Consider the following 21,791-nt stretch of genomic DNA (forward strand, 5'->3'; position numbering starts at 1 on the left):
CGGTGTGTATGTCACGAAGTGTCAAGATAATGAACTATCTGCTCTGAGACACACCGAACTTATACAGCCACTAACGGAGGGCAAGGTGTGACTCGTTCAACTAATGTTGCAGAGAAGCAACCTACAGATGCAGGTAACCAGATGACCGACCAACCAGCTTCAGACCAACAATTGGTCGCGCGGGTTCAGAAGGGTGACCGGCGGGCATTCGACCTGCTGGTGGTGAAGTACCAGCATCGTATCCTTTCTTTGGTAGGTCGGTTTGTTTCCGATCATGCTGAAGCTCAGGATGTGACGCAGGAAGCATTTATCAAAGCGTATCGTGCGCTACCCTCTTTCCGCGGAGATAGCCAGTTCTATACCTGGATGTACCGGATTGCGGTGAATACCGCTAAGAATCACCTGATCAGTCGTGGTCGTAAGACGCCGACTCAGGACATTGACCTCGACGACGCTGCTTATTTCGCAGACGAGGCCAATATGAAAGACGTAGAGACGCCGGATGGTCTCCTTCAGAGAGACCAGCTGCGCAAGGTCGTATTTGATGCGATCGAAGATCTGCCAGACGAATTACGTCGTGCAGTGACCCTACGTGAGCTCGAAGGGCTCAGTTACGAAGAGATTGCAGAGGCAATGAATTGCCCGATAGGGACAGTAAGATCCCGAATTTTCCGAGCGCGGGAAGCAATTGAAAAGAAAATGCGGCCGTTGCTCAGCGCGACTGCATAAATGCTGGATGGGTGTAGTTTATGAAGAACCGGATAAGGGAGTCTCTGTCAGCTCTCTGTGATGGCGAGTGTGACGAGCTTGAACTGAGACGTGTATTGAATCACGTCGAAAATGATGCTGAATTCCGAGAGCAGTGGGCAAACTTCCACCTGATCGGGGCAGCTATGCGCGGGGAATCCGTTGATACCGTTGATCTCTCAAAAGGGATTATGCAGGCCATAGAAGGTGAGCCAATGGACGAAGTTCCGGGGGCTGATGAGGCGAGTGCGTCAATAAGTGCAGCGGCGCCTGACGTTGAAACCTATGACGCCACGCAGCCCAAAGCGTCTGTTTTGCCGGGTTGGATGGTATCAGGTGCGGTTGCTGCTTCGGTGACCATGGCGGTTCTGTTGGGTGCGCGAGTGCTTTCCGTGCCTGACGTTACGGTTGGTTCTGCTGATATGACGCTTGCCAAGGCGGAAGCTGTTCAGTCAGCGCCTGCGGTAATGCCTCAGTCTTCTGTTGCGGTCGCTTCAGTGGCTGCTGACACTCAGATGTCTGCTGCAGAACTGGCAGAAGCTCAGGAACGCCTGAAGCAATATGTGCTCGAGCACGAAGACCAGGCCTTTGGTATGGAAACGCATCAGGCTGTGCCATATGCACGTGTCGCAAACTTTGGCCAGGACAGCGGCATCCGCGAGCGCGTCCGGGCTGAAGTCAGCGCTGGGCCTGCGCCAGAGTAATTTATGCTCGAATCGTTAAGCACCCGATGTTTCACCGCGCTTTTGGCGGTGGGACTGACGTTCGGGGTGTCTGCGAGCGCAGGCGACCAGAAAGCGTTAAGCTTAATGTCAGACATGAGTGAAGCTGTTCGCTCTAAGAGTTATTCAGGCACCGTGATGTTTGGGTCTCCCGCTCGCTGGGAGTCGGCCCGAATCCAGCAAACCTACCGGAACCAGGGATTGGTGCAAAGGACAGACTATCTGACTGGCCTTGAGCGTTCTCAGATTCGTGCCCACGATGAAATCGTATGTATTCACGAGGGCCAGCATCAATCGGGCATGACGCCCGACGTCATGAAGCCGTTCGGTCATAATTTCCCTTCATCTCTTTCAGCGCTCGATCAGAGCTACGATTTTGCCCTTGCCGATCTTCAATCAGAGCGTGTCGCGGGTCGTCAGACTATCTCTATCTGGATCACCCCTGAGCATCCTGACCGTTATGCCCACCAGATCTGGTTGGACAAGGCCTCTAAGCTGCCGTTAAAAGCTGAAATGACGAATGAACAGGGTAGAGTGCTGCGACGCTATCAGTTTGTGAGTCTGGATACCGAATTTACCATGCCAGACAACGAGTCGAGGGCTGCTGATGTTGGGCACACCCTCCAATTCAGTAAGAAAAATAGCGTTGATGTCAGTCCGGAGTCGGATTGGTTCCCATCCTGGTTGCCTCAGGGGTTTCACATTCAACAGGCGATCAAGTCTGATGATAATATTCGCATGACCTTCTCTGATGGACTGGCTTCATTCTCTCTGTTCGTTGATCGTGTCGGGCAAGGCAGGTCGTCCTCATCCCGTGTCAGTCGACAGTGGGGGCCAGTTTCCGCTACCGTAGAAGATATTCTTACGCAGGATGGTCAGCACGTTCGTCTGAGCGTCGTTGGGGAGCTCCCTCCTGTGACGCTCGACAAAGTATTGGATTCTGCGATTCCTTCGTATTCTCTCAGTATGAAGTGAATACGCGAACGCTGTCTCGTCCGGCGTCCTCCCGATTGTAGAAAGCTGTAAAGTAAGGTCATAAATGTGAGTCAGGAAGTTGTTCAGGTCGTCGGAACAGGTGACGATGGTATCTGGGTAGAAGGTGTTCAGCAGAGCGCCTGTGGTGCGTGCAGTGCGCGCGCTGGATGCGGACAGCATACGCTCAGTAAAATGGGCAAGCCTGTTCGCTTGTGGGTCCGTACGAACGACTCTTTCAAGGTCGGAGATCAGGTCACGGTTGAGCTTCCCTCCGGGTCTCTCGCCATCAGCGCTCTGGCTATGTACGGATTACCACTATTGGGACTTATTCTGGGGGCCGTTATCGGATTTCAGGGTGGTTCTGAGCCGCAGTCGCTTCTCGCCGGGGGGCTGGGACTGATCCTTGGGTTGCTCGCCGCACGCCAGCTTGGCAGGAAAATGCAATCTGAGTGGCAGCCAACCGTATTGAAAAAAACACACTCTACCGCAATAAATATAAACGGAGTTTCTGAATAGCGGAGATAGCCCTCGATGAAAATGACATTGGCGATTAAACATTCGCTGAGCCTTCTGACTTTCTTTTTAGCGGTGTCGTGGACTTCGGCACATGCAGACCTTCCGGATTTCCGTGATCTGGTGAAAGAGACCTCGCCCGCGGTGGTCAACATCAGTACCGTCCAACATGCCCAACAGAAAAGTGCGTTATCCGGGCAATATGGTATGCCAGACGATATGCCAGAAATATTCAGGCATTTTTTCGGACGTCAGTTCCCTCAGGGGCCTGTGCCGCGCCGTGACAGCAACTCCCTGGGGTCTGGCTTTATCGTCTCTGAGGACGGTTATATCCTCACGAACAACCATGTTGTCCAGGGTGCCGATGAAATCATCGTACGCCTGAATGACCGTCGAGAACTTGAGGCCGTACTAATTGGTGCTGACCCAAGCTCTGATCTCGCTGTGCTGAAAGTAGATGCCGATGACCTGCCGACGGTAGAGCTTGGTGATTCCGATAAGCTTGATGTCGGTGAGTGGGTTGTCGCCATTGGTTCACCTTTTGGGTTTGATTATTCTGTGACTGCCGGCATTGTCAGTGCCAAAGGGCGGAGCCTGCCGAACGAAAACTACGTGCCCTTTATTCAAACTGACGTTGCCATTAATCCGGGCAACTCTGGAGGTCCTCTCTTTAATCTTGAGGGGCAGGTCGTAGGCATTAACTCCCAGATATACACGCGCTCGGGCGGCTTTATGGGCGTGTCATTTGCGATCCCGATTAATGTTGCAATGGATGTCGCAGAGCAGCTCAAGAGCAAAGGTAAGGTCAGTCGCGGTTGGCTCGGTGTGGTCATTCAGGAGGTCAATAAGGATCTCGCGGAATCGTTCGGGCTTGATCGTGCCGCTGGTGCACTTGTCGTTCAGGTAGTAGACGGTAGTCCGGCTGAGAGTTCGGGCCTGGTCAGTGGCGATATTATCGTGAAGGTGAACGGTAAGGACGTTCAGCTTTCATCCGATCTGCCACATCTTATTGGTCGTTTACGGGCTGGTGATACTGCGAAACTCTCGGTGGTTCGAGCAGGAAAGAGAAAGACCATTGATGTTGAAATTGGTGCGCTACCGGAGTCTGATGATATTCAATTGTCATCGAATACCCCACCTGCAGAGCGCAAGAGCAACCGGTTAGGGCTCGTCGTCAGTGACATTCCTGCCGGTAAGAGTAACGAGCAGGGCGTTGTCGTCACTGATGTGAATCGTGGTCCGGCGTCCATGTCGGGCGTGGTCCGCGGTGATGTTATTACCATGATCAATGGCCAGCGCATCAGTTCGGTGGCGGATTTTGAGCGTGTCGTTAACGACCTGCCAGGCAATCGCAGCGTGCCGATGCGTATTGTTCGCCGGGGGCAGGCCTCCTTCATACCGCTTCGGGTGAACTGACCCGCGCATGATAGACAGGGCAGGGGCTGACAGGCCCCCGTCATTCATAGCCTTAACCCGGTCCTTCAGGTAAAATCATCCGATTGAATTCACAACCGGATGATTATTCTGTGAGCCAGCTGGACCACATTCGCAACTTCTCCATCATTGCCCACATCGACCACGGCAAATCTACTCTGTCTGACCGCTTTATTCAGGTATGCGGCGGCCTCTCCGATCGCGAAATGCAGGAGCAGGTTCTGGACTCCATGGATATTGAGCGCGAACGTGGCATCACTATTAAGGCACAGAGCGTCACCCTGAACTACACCGCACGGAACGGTGAGACGTATCAGCTCAACTTTATCGATACCCCAGGACACGTCGACTTCAGTTATGAAGTGAGCCGCTCACTGTCTGCCTGTGAAGGTGCTCTTCTGGTGGTTGATGCAGCACAGGGTGTTGAGGCTCAGTCCGTTGCCAACTGTTATACCGCGATTGAGCAGGGGCTGGAAGTTCGTCCAGTACTGAACAAGATGGATCTCCCGCAGGCCGACCCGGATGCCGTGGCTCAGGAAATCGAAGACATTATCGGTATTGATGCGACCGACGCAGTGCGTTGTTCCGCTAAGAGTGGTCTTAACGTCGAAGACGTGCTCGAAGACCTGGTCGCCAACATCCCTGCTCCCGAAGGGGACCCGGATGCACCGCTGCAGGCATTGATCATCGACTCATGGTTTGACCCATACCTGGGCGTCGTGTCGCTTATCCGTGTCAAGAATGGCTCAATCAAGAAAGGTGACAAAATTCGCCTGAAGTCGACCGGTAAAGACCATATTGTTGATGATGTAGGTTACTTTACGCCGAAGATGACCAAGCGCCCCGAGCTGAATACCGGTGAGGTGGGTTATCTCTGCGCCAGCATTAAAGATATTCATGGGGCGCCCGTCGGTGACACGATTGTGTCTACCAAAAATCCGGACGTTGATGCCCTTCCGGGTTTCCAGAAGGTTAAGCCGCAGGTATATGCGGGTCTATTCCCTGTGTCGTCGGACGACTATGAAGCTTTCCGTGTTGCGCTTGATAAGCTCTCACTGAATGACGCTTCGCTGTTCTTTGAGCCTGAAAATTCTGATGCGCTGGGCTTCGGTTTCCGCTGTGGCTTCCTGGGTATGCTGCACATGGAAATTATTCAGGAGCGCCTCGAACGTGAGTACGATCTTGACCTGATCACTACTGCGCCGACGGTAATCTACGAAGTCGTTACCCGTAAGGGCGACGTCGTCAATGTGGATAACCCATCGAAATTGCCGGATATTGGCTCCATCGATGAAATGCGTGAGCCGATCGCCGAGTGTAATATTCTTGTGCCTCAGGAATACCTGGGTAATGTTATTTCTCTGTGTGTCGACAAGCGCGGCGTACAGGTCGATATGCAGTACACCGGAAGTCAGGTGTCATTACGTTACGAAATTCCTATGGCTGAAGTGGTCATGGATTTCTTCGATCGTCTGAAGTCCGCGAGCCGTGGTTTCGCCTCTCTGGATTACAGTTTCCTGCGTTTTCAGGAAGCACCACTGGTTCGTCTGGACGTTCTGGTAAACGGTGATCGTGTGGATGCACTGGCAGTGATTATGCACAAAGAAAGCGTGCGTCGCCGTGGTAACCTCCTGACTGAGAAAATGAAAGAACTGATTCCTCGTCAGATGTTCGACGTAGCGATTCAGGCTGCTGTAGGCAACCAGGTGGTTGCACGTACGACTGTAAAAGCACTGCGAAAGAACGTGACGGCCAAGTGTTACGGTGGTGACGTCAGTCGTAAGAAGAAACTGCTGCAGAAGCAGAAAGAAGGTAAAAAACGGATGAAACAGATCGGCAGTGTGGAAATTCCGCAATCGGCGTTTCTTGCTGTCCTCAAAGTGGACGATTAAATATGAAACGAAACCAGCACGGTATGACAACAGCGACTGCGCTGTTATTAATTCTGATTGGCATCGTATTGCTACGTGCCGTGATGGTCATCGTTCCTATCTATTTTGATGATACCGAAGTCGGTATCGTTCTGGACAATATGGAAGAGAGCGGCAAAGTGAACGCGCGCAGCTCTGAGCGCTCAGTGAAAGATGAACTTGAGCGACGCCTCCGTAATAATAATATTCAGGTTACGACGGACAAACTGATCGTTAAACGTGACCGGAATACTCTGACCATCGACTGGACTTACGAAAACCGAGGCCACTTCCTGGCGAATATCGATTTCGTACTGACCTTCCAGCACCAGAAAGTTATCACCAGTGAATAATCCCCTGTTAAAACTCTCTCAGCGCCTCGGCTATACCTTCAGTGACGAGGCGCTGATTAATTTAGCGTTAACCCACAGAAGCCTGTCGGGAACCAACAACGAACGTCTGGAATTCCTCGGTGATTCCATCCTGAATTTTGTTATTGCCGAAGCACTGTTCCGTAAATTTCCTCATGCGAAAGAGGGCAAGTTGAGCCGCCTGCGCGCGAGACTGGTAAAAGGTGACACGCTGGCGGAGATCGCGAAAGAATTCGACCTTGGTGAATTTTTACTTCTGGGTTCTGGCGAAATGAAAAGTGGTGGTCACCGCCGTGATTCGATTCTGGCCGATGCAGTGGAGGCAATTATTGGCGCTATTTATCTGGACTCAGGGCAGACGTCTGCATCAGAACGTATTCTGGCGTGGTATGAGTCGCGGCTGAATGCACTGACTCTCGAAGACCCGATTAAAGACCCTAAGACTCGCCTTCAGGAGCATCAGCAGGCCAACCGTCTGAGTTTGCCGAAGTACACTGTAGTCAGTGTCGGTGGGCCCGGTAATGAACAGGTATTCACGGTCAGCTGTCGCATTCCACAGCAGGAAGATGTTGTCACGGCAGAAGGCTCAAGTCGCCGGGCTGCTGAGCAGGCTGCTGCTCAGGTATTTCTGAAACGTCTTGGGCTTGAGGAGTCTGCATCATGAGTACACGCACTGGTTTTGTGGCGATTGTTGGTCGTCCGAATGTTGGCAAATCAACGCTGATGAACCGTATTCTTGGCCAGAAGCTCTCTATTACATCCCGTAAGCCGCAAACGACTCGTCACCAGATTCTGGGTATTCTCACAGAAGAAGATACTCAGATCGTTTTTGTTGATACTCCCGGGATTCATAAAGCGCACGATAAAGCGATTAACCGCTACATGAACCGTGCGGCTACAACGGCGGTAAAAGACGTTGATTTAGTGGTGATGGTTGTCGACCGGATGCGCTGGACGGATGAAGATGAAATGGTGCTCCAGACCATTAAGCAGCAGCGCGCGCCGGTGATTCTGGTCGTGAATAAAATCGACTTTGTACGAGATAAAGACGAGCTGCTTCCTTACCTCGAAGAGCTTGCTGGCAGGCACCCGTTTGATCAGATCATTCCTCTGAGCGCGAAGACAGGCCATAACGTCGAACGTATTGAACACCTTATTCGCAGCTATCTGCCTGAAAATCCATATTTTTATCCTGAAGATCAGATTACTGACCGCAGTTCACGTTTTCTTGCCGCCGAATTGGTTCGCGAGAAAATCATGCGACAACTGGGTGATGAGTTACCGTACGAAATGACGGTCGAGATTGAAGAATTTGCGCACACAGGAACGCTGATCGAAATCAGTGCACTGATCATGGTCGAGCGTCAGTCGCAGAAGCGCATCGTGATTGGTGATGCAGGTTACCGCATAAAACAGATTGGCATCGAAGCACGTAAAGATATGGAATCACTGTTTGACTGTAAGGTCATGCTGAATCTTTGGGTAAAAGTGAAATCAAACTGGTCTGACGATGAGCGGGCCTTGCGAAGTCTGGGGTACGACGACAGGGAAATATGAGGCACTGGTGGCTACTGAGACGCGAGCCGCTCGGTGGTGGCTCGGACTGGCTTTGTACCTTATTCACGAGACATAGTGGGCTGGTCAAGGTCGTTTGCCGTGATGCGCAGTTACCGGAAATACACCAGCCATGCCATGGTGAGTGGCCTGCCAGTGGTGATCTTCCTAAACTGAAGACCTGCGAAGCAGATCCTGCGCTTGAGTTGTCCGGTGAGGCACTTGTCTGTGCTCTCTACATGGATGAGCTGCTGACGACCATTCTCCCTTTAAATGACCCTTCCAATGAGTTATTCGATTTATACTCAACCATACTTTCGAATTTAAGTAACAACGAGAGGATCGACATCTGGTTACGTATGTTCGAACAGTGTCTTCTCAGTCATTGCGGACAGGGTATACACTGGACGCAGACGACTCATGGTGCCCCCGTCATCGCCGGAACTCGTTATCTTTTCCGTGCCGGAGAGGGGCTGATTGAAGACCCCGATGGTTGGAATGGTGAAATCCTGCTTGCCATTGCTGAGGGTGAGTTCCGTCAGCAGGGCGCTCTGGCCGTCGCTCGTCAGGTATTGCGTATTGCCATTGATTGCGCAGTCTCCAGACCGCTTATCAGCCGTGAACTTTTAATACATCGTTCCTGAAACAGGATAGAAATATGACCAATACACGCGTTTTGCTTGGCGTTAATATCGATCACGTTGCGACACTCAGACAGGCTAGGGGAACCCGCTACCCAGACCCGGTTCAGGCCGCTTTTATAGCTGAGCAGGCGGGCGCGGATGGTATTACGATTCATCCTCGAGAAGATGCCCGTCATATTCAGGTTCGTGATGTCAGGATGCTCGCGGGCACGCTTCAGACCCGGATGAATCTTGAGATGGCGGTTACCGAAGCCATGATTCAGCTGGCAGAAGAAGTAATGCCCGAAGCCTGTTGTCTGGTGCCAGAGAAGCGGGAAGAACTGACCACCGAGGGTGGGCTGGACGTTCTTGCCCAGGAGGACACGATCAAGGATGCGGTCGCGCGCCTCGCCGCGGTGGGTGCTGAAGTTTCGCTCTTTATTGATGCTGATTACGAACAGATTGATGCGACGGTTCGTACCGGTGCTCCGGTGATCGAGTTACATACCGGCGGTTATGCTGATGCTGAGACTCCTGCGGAGCAGGCCCGGGAGCTTGAACGTATCCGCGATGCAGCGGCGTACGCTGCAGGTAAAGGGCTGATCGTTAATGCCGGGCATGGATTGCATTATCACAATGTCGAAGCCATCGCGCAGATCCCGCAGATGAATGAGCTGAATATTGGCCACGCGATCATCGCTCAGGCGCTTTTCAGTGGTCTGGAAGGTGCGGTGCGCGACATGAAGCAACTGCTCATTGAGGCGCGTGCCTGAGTGGTTGATCGCCCTGTACCCGGTTGTACTGCGCCCGGATTTTCTGTAGCAGGGGGAGAAACTCTGCTTACAGCCGCTGGCGTAGGTACTGATTTACTCGCTGTGGGCCGAATTAAAGAGGCCTATGAACGACACTCTGAGCGGCTTGTAAAACGGTTATTGACACCTGCCGAACAGCAGGCATTTTCACAACATCCTGATCCCATCAATTATCTGGCTAAAGCGTTTTCTGCAAAGGAAGCATTGGCCAAGGCACTAGGAACAGGTATTGCGTCTGGTGTCAGTTTTCAGGATTTTTCTATTCAGCGTGATCGCGTTGGCAAACCACTGGTACACGTCAGCGGCCGTGCTGAAGAAATTATGCGATCAGTCGATGAACGGGCCCAATTATTATTGAGTCTGAGTGACGACGATGGCTGGATTCAGGCATTTTCAGTATTGGCTTTGGTACCAGACGCATCTTCAAACTGAGCTTGCCAGTCATTGTCTCCGGCCCATTTTAATAAGCGTTCCGTTTCGGTCATCAGCTCCCTGAGAAGTTCTGGATACGCTTCAGAGTTCTGTTCTTTCAGACAGGTTTCAAATGCTTCCAGTGCTGATCTCAATGCGGGGACGCCACAGTAACGTGCTGCACCGTGTAGCTTGTGAGTTGCCTCCAGAAGCTCGGGCATTTTTTCTTCTTCCCATAGCTCCAGAATTACGTCTTTTTCTTTACGCAGCATGTCGATCAGCATACTGAACATATCGGTTGCTAATCCGGGGTTTCCGTTAGCCTGATGCAAGGCAAGTTCTGTATTAAAAATGCCGGTTGCTGCCGGAGCTTCATGTCGAAGTGGCGGGCTCTCTTCGCTGTCTGCTTTGAAACCGGTCCAGCGCTCAATAATCCGTGCCAGTTGTTCCATGGATACTGGTTTCGTCTGGTAATCGCTGAAGCCGTTCGCAATTAATGCCTGACGTTCGTCGGACATCGCGTGGGCGGTGAGCGCAACGATAGGTAGATTGCGTTTACCCGGCAGCTTCCGGATGCGGGCGGTTGCTTCATTGCCTGACATCCCAGGCATCTGAATGTCCATCAGAATCAAATCCGGACAGTCACGGGTCGCCATGGCAACTGCATCAAAACCGGAGGGTGCCTGAAGAGTATTTACGCCGAGCTCATTCAGTAATGTCACTGCTAGTTTGAGGTTGGCTTCGTTGTCATCGACGGCCAGCACTGTCGGAACTTCTTGAGGTGCTGGTGTATCGGGCGCCGCCAGTGGCTCGACATTATGCCCGCATAACTGCAATACCTGTCTGACCAGTTGTGTCTGGGTGTAGGGTGCTGTGAGCAGAGGGGTTGTTAATGTGGCGCGCATACGTTCAGGCAGAGCGTTTCTGCTGATATTCAGAACGGGAATTCCCTTACCGGAACAAATTGTCATCCACTCGTCCATTCCTCCCTGACTGATCATATGGCGATCACAAAAAATAATCGCGACATCGGTTTTCTTCTCACCACAGGTCGTCGGAACTTCGGCAGGACTATGATATTCCTTCAGGGTTGCACCGCGTTTTTCCAGCAGCTCAATCGTATCTCGTGATGGTGCGCCGTTCGGGTTGATCAGGGCAATTTTGCAATCGGCCAGCGATTGAGGAAGTTGGGCATTTTCTTCATCAATTTCGGCTTCGATAGTAAATGAGAAGGTCGAGCCTGCACCTTCGTCACTGTGTACCCGTATATCGCCGCCCATAGCTTCGACCAGAGCGCGTGAGATAATCAGCCCAAGACCTGTTCCGCCATACTGACGGGCAATGCCAGGGTCTGCCTGAGAAAATGCCTGAAACAGACGCGCCTGTTGTTCTGAGCTGATACCAATGCCTGTATCTGCAACATCGAACTGGATACTGATATGACCGTTTTTCTGTTGAATCGGAACGACACTGATCGACACGCCGCCTTCGTGAGTAAATTTCACGGCGTTACTGCAAAGGTTGGTGAGTACCTGCTTGAGACGTAACCGGTCAGAAACGATCAGGTCAGGCATATCCGGCGAAATATACTGGTAAACCTCAATGCCTTTCGAATAAGCATTCGGTGTTAATACCTGCAGTACCTCTTCAACGAGATCGCGGAGGTCAAAGTTTTCGGCTTCCAGAATCAATTTTCCGGCATCAATTTTGGAGAGGTCGAGAATATCGTTAATGATGTTGAGCAGGTCTTCTGAGGATCGACGAATCGTATCAACGTACTCGCCCTGGCGCTCATTTACCTGAGTCCGGGCAAGCAGATCGGAGAAGCCAATTATGCCGTTAAGTGGTGTTCTGATTTCATGGGATACGTTGGCCAGAAACTCGGATTTTGTGCGACTTGATTCCAGAGCATTGCGGTGCTCAATCATCAGTTCGTGGTTGCGGATTTCCAGCTCATCAATAGTTTCCTGACTTTCGCGTGCAGACTGTTCCATTGAGTGCTGGTGCTCGATATTTGCACGCTGTATAGCCGCAGCCATTGCGTTAACGCCAGCGGCGAGGTCCTGCAGTTCACCGGTAGAGTTAACGTGAATTCGGGTATCGAGTTTACCGCCGCGAATTTCGTTCAGGGCATTCAGGATGTCCTGTACCGGGCCTGAGATATTACGGCTGATCCGTATGGCGAAAAACGATCCTAACAGCAGAACAACCGCGATAATTGAAAACGAGGATGCAAGGAGCTGATATTGCATCAACCGGGTATTGCTGTTCGACAGTTCTATTTCTGCCCAGCCCAGAAGACGCAATTCGGTATCCTGAGCCTGAGCATAAAATTGCTCTGTGAGCTGATCTGAGATCACCAGATTCTGGGCAAATATGGGAGCTTTTACCCTGACAGAGCCTGTTGTTCTGGCAAGCTGTAGCTGATTTTCCTTCAGCTCTGTAGCACTTATCCGGTCGGCAATCATGCGCGGGCCAGAATGAGCCAGCAGGTTCATCTCCTGATCAAACAGATTGACGGCACGTACGTCCCGCTCTTCGAGCATATTGTTAGCAATGTTCTGAAGAATACCCGTGTTTCCGGTCATAACGCCGTACTCACAGGTGGGCGCCAGTTGTTTGCCCATGGCCAGGGCGCGCGCCTCGAGAAGGTCACTAAGGTCGGAGGCCCGACCAACGATAAAGAACATCCCGAGTACCAGCGATACCATGACACCGGGCAGGAGTGCCATCAGAAGGATGCGATTGCGGATGCTCCAGTTATTCATACGGGCGTGTCTGATAAAAATCCCAGAATATAGGGCAGACTGTCATGGTGCAAATCTGACATGCACTACCTCCGGCTCTTCGTTAGAATAGCGCGCCATATGCATACGCCTGATTTCCGGAGTACCTATGACTGATCCTGTTTATCCTACCATCGCAGACTGTGTTGGTCAGACTCCGCTGGTACGTTTGCAGCGGATGCTCGAAATCGATAACGGCAGTCAGGTTTTGCTGAAACTCGAAGGGAACAACCCCGCGGGCTCAGTCAAAGACCGACCGGCGCTGTCGATGATCCAGCAGGCGCAGGCGCGCGGGGACATTAGTCCGGGCGATACCCTGATTGAAGCAACAAGCGGCAACACAGGTATTGCGCTGGCCATGGCTGCCGCCATCATGGGGTACCGGATGATTCTTATCATGCCCGATAACGCCACCATGGAACGTCGCTGGTCGATGGAGGCGTATGGCGCTGAGCTGATACTGGTGTCGAAAGAGGAGGGTATGGAAGGTGCCCGGGATCTCGCTCTCAGGATGGAGAGCGACGGTAAAGGCGTGGTGTTGAACCAATTTGGTAATCTGGATAACCCTGAGGCGCACTATCAGGGTACCGGCCCTGAAATCTGGCAGCAGACGCATGGGCGTGTCACCCACTTCGTCAGCTCCATGGGTACAACCGGAACAATCATGGGGACATCACGTTACCTCAAGGAACAGAATCCTGATATCCAGATCATCGGCCTGCAACCATCGGATGGTGCGGCGATTCCGGGAATACGTCGCTGGCCTCAGGAATATCTGCCGACGATTTTTGACAGTCAGCGCGTCGATACCGTGAAAGACATCAGTCAGGATCTCGCTGAAAATACGATGCGTGAGCTGGCGCGTCGCGAAGGTATCTTCTGTGGCGTTTCATCAGGAGGGGCCGTAGCTGCCGCGATAGATATTGCGCGTTCAAACCCAGGGGCAACCGTGGTAGCGATTGTCTGTGATCGCGGTGACCGCTATCTGTCATCCGGTGTCTTTGCGACATCTTGAATCGAAGAAAAATGCCCCAATTTAGTGCTTCACGAGATTATCTGCCTCAGGCATTGATGCGGTTTTACTGAATAAATAATAACGGATGGAAGACGCGTGAAGCAGTCAGGAAAAGGCCGTGAACTCAGCTTGGTCATCGACAATCTGAATTCTGAAGGGCAGGGAGTTGCCCGCTCTGGGCGCGATGTCTATTTTGTGCCGGGCGCACTGGTCGGTGAAAAAGTCCGGGTGCGTATGCTCGAGCGCAGTAAGAAAATCTGGCATACCCAACTACTGGGGATTGAGGACAATGAGTCTGAAGCCCGTCGCACTCCAGACTGCCCACACTATCAGCGCTGTGGTGGTTGTGATCTTCAGCATATGCAGTATGACGCTCAGGTTCTTTTCAAACAGAGCCGGGTTGAGCGCGAGTTCGGACGCCAGAAGGTTCTGGTCGATAGCTGGGCAGCTCCCCTTACCAGTGAGGAGTGGCACTACCGGCGTAAAGCGCGTCTGGGCGTACGCTTCAGTAAAGAGCAGCAAAAGAACTTTATTGGTTTCCGCGAGGCTGCCAGTTCCCACCTTACCGACATAGACCGCTGCATTGTGCTGCCTGACCACCTTGCACTGGACTGGTCCGAGTGGCGTCAGGTGATCAGTTCACTTGAGGCTGCCTCTCTGATTACGCAGATTGAGCCGCTCTGGGCAGACAGTGCATTGGTATTTATCCTTCGTGCGCTGAAGCCGCTCTCTGGAAATGATCATCAGGTTTTGATTCAGACCTTTGAGCGTTGGCAGGCAGGCTCTGATTTGCCTCTGCAATTATGGGTACGCACAGAGAAACATGCTTTACCTGTGGCTTTGTGGCCGGATAGCCCCGACGAAATATGGCACGAAGTCGATGGTCTTAAACTGCGTATTCAGGCCGATGACTTTATTCAGGTTAACCGCAGTATCAATCAAAGCATGGTGACTCAGGCTCTGGAGTGGTTGGAACCGGCAGAAAATGAGCAGATCTGGGACTTATTTGCCGGGCACGGAAACTTCTCTATGCCCCTGGCAAAGCGCTGCAAACAGGTTATTGCCGTCGAGGGCCAGCAGGCTATGACGGACAGCCTTCAGGCGCAGGCAGAGAAATTGGCCCTTTCTTTGCAGACTAAGTGTGCTGATTTATCGGCATCGGGCACCCTTGAATCACTACCTGAGCCTGATGCTGTGTTGCTCGATCCGCCACGCGCTGGTGCAGACACGGTCATGACGGAGCTGATTCGCAGGAAAGTTGGCAGGATTCTTTATGTCTCCTGTGACCCGGCGACTCTGGCGCGGGACCTCGCACAACTGGTGCCCGCGGGTTATGAGGTTATTAAGGCAGGAATTATGGATATGTTCCCGCAGACGCATCATGTCGAAACCATGGTGCTACTGAAGTATCGGGGAAAATAATGGTTAAGGTACGCGAAGATCATCCACTGTTGCATGACGGTTCACTGGACATAGATCGCTGGTTGGAGGAAATTTCTCATACCTCTGATCTGCACAATCCCGAGGAATTGCGTGAAGCGCTGGAGCTGGCAAAGAAATTGTCAGACGAAGCGATTGCAAACCGCACATACTGGTCGATTGACAGCGTCCAGATGGGGATCGAAATGGCGCAGACATTAATCGATCTGCGCCTCGATAATGCGTCGATCATTGCGGCGATTCTCTATCGTGCTGTGCGTGAAGGACGTCTTGCACTTCAGAAAGTAGAGCGACAGTTTGGCCAGGAGGTCGCGAAATTAATTGAGGGTGTGCTACGGATGGCTGCTATCAGCGCTATCCAGAATTCCAGCGATGAAGTGGTACTCGGTCAGCGTCAGGCACAGGTAGACAATCTGCGTAAGATGCTGGTGGCTATGATTGATGATGTCCGTGTCGCACTGATTAAACTGGCAGAAAGAACATCAGCCATTCGTGCTGTAAAAGATGCGCCCGAAGAGAAGCGACGCAAAGTTGCAGAAGAAGTTTTCAATATATATGCACCCCTTGCACATCGTCTTGGTATTGGTCATTTAAAGTGGGAGCTCGAAGATCTTTCTTTTCGTTACTTACAGCCGGACGCCTATAAAAAAATTGCCTCGTTAATCGATGAAAAACGACTCGCGCGTCAGGACTACATTGATAGCGTTGTTAAAACGTTACGCGATGAATTAAATGCTGCAGACATACATTGCGATGTTTATGGCAGAGCGAAGCATATCTACAGTATCTGGCGGAAAATGAGCCGTAAGAATCTCGATTTTTCCAAGATCTACGATATCCGTGCCGTCCGGATTCTGGTTCCAGAGCTCAGGGATTGCTATGCGACACTGGGGATTGTTCATTCACTCTGGCGTCATATTCCAAACGAATTTGACGACTACATTGCTAACCCCAAAGAAAACGGTTACCGATCCTTGCATACCGCCGTGATCGGGCCCGATGGCAAAGTGCTCGAAGTACAGATTCGTACTCACGCGATGCACGAGGACGCAGAACTGGGTGTTTGTGCGCACTGGCTTTATAAAGGCACAGATATTAATGCCAAAGATCAGGGGTACGAACAGAAAATTGCCTGGCTGAGGCAGGTGCTTGAGTGGCAGGAAGACCTTGATGACTTGCCGCGTTTCTTTGGCGAGCTACGCAGCGACATTAACCCCGACCGGATTTATGTTTTTACTCCGGAAGGGCATGTGGTTGATCTTCCTACTGAGGCCACTCCGGTTGATTTCGCGTATCGCGTTCATACCGAAGTCGGTAACAAATGTCGCGGTGCGAAAGTCGATGGACGGATCGTCCCTCTGACTTATCGTCTTAATACCGGTGAGCAGGTAGAAATTCTGACACACCCGGCAGCGCATCCGAGCCGTGACTGGCTGTACCCAGATTCCGGATATATTCACACGGCGAGAGCCCGGGCAAAAGTCGCGCATTGGTTCAAGCTACAGGACCGTGACAAAAATATTGAAGAAGGGCGTCAGCTGGTACTGCATGAAATGGATCGTCTGGATCTCGTTGATGAGCCACTTCATGACGTCGCACGTCAGCTGAATATGAAAGCTGTTGAAGATATGTTTGCCGCGGTTGGTGCGGGCGACCTTCGCCTCGGTCAGATTATTCATCAGTTACTCAAGCAAGCGGACACGAATACTCATCGTCAGCAGGAGTTACCACTGCTACGTCGTCACGAAGCCTCAAAGTCAGATGCCGCAGACGATGTATTCATTGAGGGTGTTGGCAACCTGATGACACAGATGGCGCAGTGCTGCCATCCGGTGCCAGGTGATGATATCCGTGGCTATGTGACTATCGGTCGTGGAGTCACGGTTCACCGCAGTGACTGTGAAAATCTGTTGCACCTGGCGGCAGTAGAATCGCGTCGCGTACTGCAGGTGAGTTGGGGGCGTCGTCCTGGCAAGTTGTATCCGGTTGAGATGGTGATCAGTGCCTATGACCGGACTGGCCTCCTCAGTGATGTCAGTGCGTTGCTTGCTAATGAAAAAGTGAACGTGGTGGCGGTCAACACGCGCTCAGATCAGGGCGATAACACGGCCTCCATGAGTCTGACGGTCGAAGTAGACAGTCTGGAGAGGCTTGCGCGGGTTATGAACAAGATTGAACAGCTGCCTAACGTTGTCAAAACACGTCGCGTGCGGGCAGGGAGTTGAAATGACATTCTCCGTACAGGATCTGACCTACGTCATGAGCCGCCTGCGGGACCCGGAAACCGGATGCCCGTGGGATATTAAACAGGACTTTGCTTCCATTCTTCCGCATACACTGGAAGAAGCGTATGAAGTCGCTGATGCCATTGAGCGTCAGGACTGGCCACATCTCGAAGAAGAGCTGGGCGACTTGTTATTTCAGGTGATTTTCTACGGCCAGATGGGCGGCGAGAAACGACTCTTTAATCTCGACAGTATTGTTGACCGGCTCGTTGCTAAATTAATACGGCGTCATCCGCACGTCTTTCCTGAAGGTACCATTGATAGTCGCAGGACACCGGGTGAAGCCCCTGATGAAGAATGGATTAATCAGCGCTGGGAAGAAATTAAAGCCGAAGAAAAGGCACTGGCTCCCAAGGCCGAGCCTGAAACTCTGCTGGCGGATGTTCCGGTGACTCTGCCAGCGATCAGTCGGGCGGTAAAACTCCAGAATAAAGCATCATCGGTGGGGTTCGATTGGCCGAAAAAAGACCCGGGTGTGGTTGAGAAAATCCGCGAAGAGCTTGATGAGGTCATGGTCGAGCTGGAGGCAGGAAATAGGACACTACTTGAGAAAGAGATTGGCGATTTACTGTTTGCCGTAGTGAATCTTGCCCGCCATCACAAAATCAATCCCGAAGTTGCACTGCGCGGTACGAATGAGCGTTTTCAGAAACGCTTTAACCACGTTGAACAGGTCTCTGAAACTGCCGGAGGTTGGGAGCAAATGTCAGCTGATGACATGGAATCTGCCTGGCAGCGTGCGAAACAACTTACTGAGTAATCGGCTTGAGTGATCGGGTAGCAGCGAAGAGCTGCTACCGGCAAGTCTTGCTTAGTGCCTGTCCTCTGACAGCACTTCCCGGTACTTGCGTGCTAACTCAAGAAAGCGAGGGGTCAGCCCAATATCTTCATACAGAGGAAAGCCATCCTCGTCTTCAGCAACCACTTTGTCTCCCGCGATGTAAGGAAAGCCAGAAGCCATATCGTCCAGAGCGGCGCTTATCAGATCTCTCAGGATCTGCTCTTTCGACATTGAAGGAAACATTTCGGCCAGCGCCTCAATACGGGCAGCGTCATTAACACTCAATGGTAATGAATAGCTTTCTTCAGTGAGTTCGGCCCCGAACTCAGAGGCCCAGTGTTGCATCAGTTCATTAACTTTCACGTCGTACTCCTCACGCTGTTGCCTATACTGTTAAGGCAATAAAGTTATGGCAAAAGTTTCTGCTTTTTTCATCCTCTTCTGGAAACTTTGGCAGAGAAATAAATCTGAGCTGGGGCAGGCGACTGCAGTGGCCTTGAGTTTCGGTGGATTTAGCGCACACTGAAGTATCCACTTTTTACAATCTACTTACGCCGTCAGGGCAAATCAGAACCGGTCAGCACGATATGCAGGCCATAGGGAGATGATAATGAAAGAACTCGACGCGCTGCTTCGCGATAAAGTAAGAATGCTGGGAAACGCGCTGGGCAACACCATTCGTAACGATCTTGGTGAAGATACGCTGGCGCAGATCGAGACGATCCGTAAGCAGGCCAAACGCGCCCGCACTGGTGATGAAAACGAGCGCGATAAACTGCTCGATCTGCTTAAAGGATTGGCCGATGATTCTCTGGTGCCGGTGGTTCGGGGCTTTAATCAGTTTCTTAACCTGGCCAACCTTGCTGAGCAGCAGCACGGGATTAGCTGGCGGCGGGAGGATGTCGGTGAAGAGAGCACCGATACCATGTTCCCTGACCTGATTAAACGCCTTGTCGAGGCCGGAATCGAAGGCGAAGACCTTACCTCGAAAGTGGCAGCGGCTAATGTCGAGCTGGTACTCACCGCGCACCCGACGGAAGTCACTCGTCGTACCCTGATCCAGAAATACGATGAGCTGTCGCACCTCCTGCAGCAGCGTGATGATCTTCATGACGAACATCCATCACTGGCCTCGATTGAAGAACGTATCTCCCGATTGATTAACGAAATCTGGCACACCGATGAAATTCGAAAAGTTCGCCCGACGGCGGTTGATGAAGCCAAATGGGGCTTCGCGGTTATAGAAAACTCTCTCTGGTATGCCATTCCCGAAATGTTACGCAGCATGAATATAGATTTGATGGAAAGAGGCGCTCCCGCCCTACCGTTGGACGCTGTGCCCGTGCGCTTTTCGTCATGGATGGGGGGAGACAGGGACGGGAACCCGAACGTTACTTCGACCGTCACTGAAGAGGTTCTGTACCTGGCCCGCTGGATGGCTGCTGACCTTTATCTGAGAGATATCGAGCACTTGGGTAGTCAGCTCTCTATGTATGCTGGTACTCCTGAATTTAAAGCAAAGTATCCGAGTCATGAGCCGTATCGTGAATGTCTGCATGGTTTGAGAACTCGCCTGGAAAATACCCGGGAATGGGCGCAGGCAAATGTTGATGGTGAAGTCTGCGAGCTTAAACCTCTGCTTGACGACGCTGAATTGGTCGAACCGCTACAGGCCTGCTACGACAGCCTTGTAGGGAGCGGGCTGAAATCCATCGCCGATGGTGACCTGCTCGATACTTTGCGCCGTTGTGCCTGTTTTGGGCTTGCACTTGTTCGTCTTGATGTCCGCCAGGAATCAACCCGCCACAGTGCCGTACTCGCAGAAATCTGTGATTTTTATGGTTGGGGTGATTACCTTGAGTGGTCTGAAGAAAAAAAGCAGGAGTTTTTATTAAAAGAGCTGACTTCCCGGCGCCCACTGATCCCCGAGTTCTGGGAGCCATCTGATGAGGTTGCGGAAGTATTGGCGACGACACGCATTCTGGCGCAACCGATTGGTCGCGGGGTGTCCTGCTATATCATTTCGATGGCCAGTGAACCGTCTGATATTTTATCCGTCGCACTGTTGTTACAGGCCTCTGGTGTCCGTCACAAATTACCTGTAGTGCCTTTATTTGAAACCTTGTCTGATCTTGAGCAGTCAGGCCCGAGAATGGAAAAGCTGTGGCAGGTTCCCTGGTATAGGGAATACAGCGAATGCCGTCAGCAAGTCATGATTGGGTACTCAGATTCTTCCAAAGATGCAGGTCAGCTAGCGGCGGTGTGGGCTCAGTATCAGGCACAGGAGATTCTTTCCCGCGTCGCCGACGAACAAGGATATTCACTGCGATTATTTCATGGTCGGGGTGGTACGGTCGGTCGTGGAGGTGGCCCTGCTCACCGGGCAATTCTGGCTCAGCCTCCCGGATCTGTGCGCGGAGGGCTGCGGGTAACGGAACAGGGTGAAATGATACGTTTTAAATTCGGTTTGCCCGAAATTGCCGAGAGAAATCTTAAAATTTATATCTCTGCTGTGCTTGAGGCTAACCTTTTACCCCCTCAGGCACCTGTCAAAGAATGGCGGGATACCATGAGCGAGTTAGCAGAGGTTGGTGTGGGATCCTACCGAGCTATGGTACGGGATAATCCGGATTTCGTGAGCTATTTCCGTGCGGCTACTCCCGAGCAGGAACTGGGGAAATTATCGCTTGGAAGTCGCCCTGCAAGAAGACGTTCCGGTGGTGGAATTGAAACCCTGCGTGCGATCCCATGGATTTTTGCCTGGACTCAGATCCGTTTAATGTTGCCAGCCTGGTTAGGAGCAGACAGTGCACTGGAAGATCAGATACAGCGTGGCAAACTCACGACTTTAAGGCAGATGTATTGTGAGTGGCCATTTTTCAGAACCTACATAGATATGTTGGAAATGGTGCTCTCGAAAGCAGATACGGCGATTGCGGGATATTACGAAGCGCTACTGGTTGAACCCGATATGCAGCCCCTCGGCAGTCTGCTGCGACAGCGCCTTGGTGATGTGACCACACTGGTATTACAGGTGAAAGAGCAGAGCGAATTGCTGGAGCATAATCAGAGTCTTCAGCAGTCGATGCAGGTTCGTGATCCCTACACTGACCCGCTTCACTATCTACAGGCTGAGCTGCTGTATCGCGAGCGCCAGTCTGCCGATGTGGTCAGTACAGAAGTCGAGAAAGCGCTCATGGTTACTATGGCGGGCATTGCTGCTGGGATGCGTAACACTGGTTGATTGCCCGTGTTCTCTGGCTCTCAGGAGGCCCCGACCAAGGTCGTGCTGGTTGTACAGGTGATTTCATCTAGAATCACTTGAGCAATAGCTGGCTAAAGAGTAAGGTTAGGCCTATTTTTCTCTCTGGCTGATCAAATATTAAACAATAATGAACAGTCCAGTACCGAT

The 21,791-nt window shown here is 51.9% G+C and carries 19 protein-coding genes; 17 read left to right on the forward strand and 2 right to left on the reverse strand.

Annotated features, from left to right (window positions below; all coding sequences use genetic code 11):
• Positions 1 to 141: 141 nt before the first annotated feature.
• The 12 genes from rpoE to acpS all read left to right on the forward strand — a co-directional run bounded on the left by rpoE (position 142) and on the right by acpS (position 10,093).
• Positions 142 to 729 carry an RNA polymerase sigma factor RpoE gene (rpoE, locus tag BW941_RS01625; RefSeq protein ID WP_068440813.1) on the forward strand — a complete coding sequence of 196 codons (588 nt, stop codon included), beginning with the start codon at positions 142 to 144 and terminating at the stop codon, positions 727 to 729.
• A 20-nt stretch (positions 730 to 749) separates the two neighbouring features.
• Entirely contained in the window at positions 750 to 1,451 is a 702-nt protein-coding gene (locus BW941_RS01630) for a sigma-E factor negative regulatory protein (protein ID WP_076513801.1), read from the forward strand.
• 3 nt (positions 1,452 to 1,454) lie between these two features.
• Positions 1,455 to 2,444, forward strand: coding sequence for a MucB/RseB C-terminal domain-containing protein (locus tag BW941_RS01635; RefSeq protein ID WP_076513804.1), 990 nt, complete (start codon positions 1,455 to 1,457; stop codon positions 2,442 to 2,444).
• Positions 2,445 to 2,510: 66 nt separating this feature from the next.
• Entirely contained in the window at positions 2,511 to 2,960 is a 450-nt protein-coding gene (locus BW941_RS01640) for a SoxR reducing system RseC family protein (RefSeq protein ID WP_076513807.1), read from the forward strand.
• Positions 2,961 to 2,981: 21 nt separating this feature from the next.
• On the forward strand, positions 2,982 to 4,373 hold the full coding sequence (locus tag BW941_RS01645) for a DegQ family serine endoprotease (protein WP_217693557.1): 1,392 nt from the start codon (positions 2,982 to 2,984) through the stop codon (positions 4,371 to 4,373).
• A gap of 110 nt (positions 4,374 to 4,483) precedes the next feature.
• Complete coding sequence (lepA, locus tag BW941_RS01650) at positions 4,484 to 6,283, forward strand: translation elongation factor 4 (protein ID WP_076513812.1); 1,800 nt, start codon at positions 4,484 to 4,486, stop codon at positions 6,281 to 6,283.
• Positions 6,284 to 6,285: 2 nt separating this feature from the next.
• Positions 6,286 to 6,654 (forward strand): DUF4845 domain-containing protein, encoded by a 369-nt coding sequence (locus tag BW941_RS01655; RefSeq protein ID WP_076513815.1) that lies wholly within the window; start codon positions 6,286 to 6,288, stop codon positions 6,652 to 6,654.
• Positions 6,647 to 7,336 carry a ribonuclease III gene (gene rnc / locus BW941_RS01660; protein WP_068440721.1) on the forward strand — a complete coding sequence of 230 codons (690 nt, stop codon included), beginning with the start codon at positions 6,647 to 6,649 and terminating at the stop codon, positions 7,334 to 7,336. The genes BW941_RS01655 and rnc overlap by 8 nt, the downstream gene beginning before the upstream one ends.
• Positions 7,333 to 8,229: a GTPase Era gene (gene era, locus BW941_RS01665; RefSeq protein WP_068436972.1), complete on the forward strand. Its 897-nt coding sequence runs from the start codon at positions 7,333 to 7,335 to the stop codon at positions 8,227 to 8,229. Before rnc ends, era begins: the two co-directional genes overlap by 4 nt.
• A complete protein-coding gene (gene recO / locus BW941_RS01670) occupies positions 8,226 to 8,870 on the forward strand; it encodes a DNA repair protein RecO (RefSeq protein WP_076513818.1) in 645 nt (214 codons plus the stop codon). The genes era and recO overlap by 4 nt, the downstream gene beginning before the upstream one ends.
• A gap of 14 nt (positions 8,871 to 8,884) precedes the next feature.
• Positions 8,885 to 9,622, forward strand: coding sequence for a pyridoxine 5'-phosphate synthase (gene pdxJ / locus BW941_RS01675; protein WP_076513821.1), 738 nt, complete (start codon positions 8,885 to 8,887; stop codon positions 9,620 to 9,622).
• Positions 9,623 to 10,093, forward strand: a complete 471-nt coding sequence (gene acpS / locus BW941_RS01680) for a holo-ACP synthase (RefSeq protein ID WP_084188489.1) — start codon at positions 9,623 to 9,625, stop codon at positions 10,091 to 10,093. It begins immediately after the preceding gene.
• On the opposite strand, the gene BW941_RS01685 is transcribed toward acpS, so the two are convergent.
• On the reverse strand, positions 10,045 to 12,840 hold the full coding sequence (locus BW941_RS01685; protein WP_076513824.1) for an ATP-binding protein: 2,796 nt from the start codon (positions 12,838 to 12,840) through the stop codon (positions 10,045 to 10,047). The genes acpS and BW941_RS01685 overlap by 49 nt on opposite strands.
• 127 nt (positions 12,841 to 12,967) lie before the next feature.
• Between BW941_RS01685 and cysM the strand changes: the two genes are divergently transcribed.
• The 4 genes from cysM (at position 12,968) to mazG (ending at position 18,358) form a co-directional block, all read left to right on the forward strand.
• Entirely contained in the window at positions 12,968 to 13,873 is a 906-nt protein-coding gene (gene cysM / locus BW941_RS01690; protein WP_076513827.1) for a cysteine synthase CysM, read from the forward strand.
• A gap of 96 nt (positions 13,874 to 13,969) precedes the next feature.
• Positions 13,970 to 15,295 carry an rRNA adenine N-6-methyltransferase family protein gene (locus BW941_RS01695; RefSeq protein ID WP_076513830.1) on the forward strand — a complete coding sequence of 442 codons (1,326 nt, stop codon included), beginning with the start codon at positions 13,970 to 13,972 and terminating at the stop codon, positions 15,293 to 15,295.
• On the forward strand, positions 15,295 to 17,538 hold the full coding sequence (gene relA, locus BW941_RS01700) for a GTP diphosphokinase (RefSeq protein ID WP_076513833.1): 2,244 nt from the start codon (positions 15,295 to 15,297) through the stop codon (positions 17,536 to 17,538). Before BW941_RS01695 ends, relA begins: the two co-directional genes overlap by 1 nt.
• Before the next feature lies 1 nt (position 17,539).
• Positions 17,540 to 18,358, forward strand: coding sequence for a nucleoside triphosphate pyrophosphohydrolase (gene mazG, locus BW941_RS01705; RefSeq protein WP_076513835.1), 819 nt, complete (start codon positions 17,540 to 17,542; stop codon positions 18,356 to 18,358).
• Positions 18,359 to 18,409: 51 nt separating this feature from the next.
• Here mazG and BW941_RS01710 read toward each other — a convergent pair whose 3' ends face one another.
• Complete coding sequence (locus tag BW941_RS01710; protein WP_068440699.1) at positions 18,410 to 18,742, reverse strand: hypothetical protein; 333 nt, start codon at positions 18,740 to 18,742, stop codon at positions 18,410 to 18,412.
• A gap of 247 nt (positions 18,743 to 18,989) precedes the next feature.
• Between BW941_RS01710 and ppc the strand changes: the two genes are divergently transcribed.
• Positions 18,990 to 21,623, forward strand: coding sequence for a phosphoenolpyruvate carboxylase (gene ppc / locus BW941_RS01715; protein ID WP_076513838.1), 2,634 nt, complete (start codon positions 18,990 to 18,992; stop codon positions 21,621 to 21,623).
• The last annotated feature ends 168 nt before the right edge of the window (positions 21,624 to 21,791 follow it).

The organism is Thalassolituus maritimus (assembly GCF_900156675.1).
GTDB lineage: Bacteria > Pseudomonadota > Gammaproteobacteria > Pseudomonadales > Oceanobacteraceae > Thalassolituus > Thalassolituus maritimus.